Source organism: Roseovarius halophilus (ex Wu et al. 2025) (genome assembly GCF_047086965.1).
Genome location: NZ_JBKOTX010000545.1, coordinates 1 through 557, shown reverse-complemented (window position 1 = coordinate 557; position 557 = coordinate 1). Strand labels below are relative to the sequence as shown.

1 protein-coding gene is annotated in these 557 nt (G+C 65.4%); it reads left to right on the top strand.

What is annotated here, in order from left to right:
- On the top strand, positions 1-321 hold a 321-nt coding region (locus ACH107_RS33410; protein ID WP_412509872.1), incomplete at its 5' end, for a transposase.
- Positions 322-557: the final 236 nt, after the last annotated feature.

Here is a 557-nt window from a genome sequence, read left to right as displayed (position 1 = left end):
GGGGCCGTGGCCGGTGGTGCGAAGCGCTTTTCGGCGAAACGGAAACTAGCGATTGTACAACGTCTGCTGCGCGGGGAGAGCCTCGAAGCGGTCTCTCGGGAGGAGAACGTTCCGGTTCACCGCCTGACAGAGTGGCGCGACAAGGTCCTGATGGGGGCGGAGAGCGCGCTGAAGGAGCGCGAGCGTGACGCCCGTGATGAAGAGATCGCGCGGCTGCAGGCCAAGGTGGGCGAGATCACCATGGACAATGAACTGCTCTACGCCAAGATCGACAAGCTGGAGGGCGGCCGCCCTTTGGCCCGGCGGAGATCGAAGAAATGAGTCGGGCGCATTCGATCTCCACGCACCGCCGCTTTGGTATGTCCCGCATCTGCAGGACCTGGGGCGTGCCCCGATCGACAGTCTACCGGCATCGTTCTGCGACAGATGGCGCCGAGGCCGCCAACGCGGGGCGTGCTCCGAAGCGACGGGGGCCGCAGGGTGCGTGCAGTGACGCCCATCTTTTGACCCACATTGAGGCGGTGATTGCCGCCTCGCCGTTTTCCGGCGAGGGCTAC